General features: G+C 69.4%; 1 protein-coding gene. It reads right to left on the bottom strand.

What is annotated here, in order from left to right; all coding sequences use genetic code 11:
- Positions 1 to 579: class I SAM-dependent methyltransferase (locus tag KUM32_RS39375; RefSeq protein ID WP_217146550.1), on the bottom strand; the 579-nt coding region annotated here is incomplete at its 3' end.
- Positions 580 to 598 lie beyond the last annotated feature (19 nt).

The following is a 598-nucleotide window of genomic DNA, read 5'->3' as shown; positions in this document are numbered from 1 at the left end:
CTCCGTGCCCCGCTCGTCGATCACGTGGAGCGGGGCGGGGAGCGAGAAGGGCGCGCGGCACAGGTTGAGGGAGCGCCAGCCGCCGGTCTCGATGTCGGCGGCGTTGCTGGTCCGGCCGGTGAAGGTGGTCGTCGCGAAGTAGGTCGAGCCGCTGCGCCGCACGTTGTCGAGGGCGGCTCGTACGTCGGCGTCGCTGAAGTGGACCAGGCAGTCGCGCGAGAAGACCAGGTCGACCTGGGGGAGGGGGCTGCGGGTGATGTCGAGGACGCGGAACGCGCGGCCCGGGCGCGCGAAGCGCTGTTGGTTTCGTTCGACGACCTCGGGGACGACGTCGGCCCCGAGGTAGGTGTCCACGCCGAGTTCCACGTGGGACATCCAGTGGAAGTCCCCGCACGGTACGTCGAGGAGGCTGCGGACACCGAGTCGCGAGATCAGGTCGGGCAGTTCGCGCCGCAGGGCGGCGGTCTGGGTCAGGCTCGATCCGCTGCCCGAACGCGAGACGTCGTCGTTCGCTTCCTCGCTTCCGGGAAACAGTCGCCAGGCGTCGCTTTCGTAGAGTTCGCCGAAGATTCCGCGCATCGTGCGATGCGACGGTTGT

It is taken from the genome of Streptomyces sp. AC627_RSS907 (genome assembly GCF_019049165.1).
The sequence above is the reverse complement of the archived record's forward strand: the minus strand, read 5'-3'. Positions and strand labels throughout refer to the sequence as shown.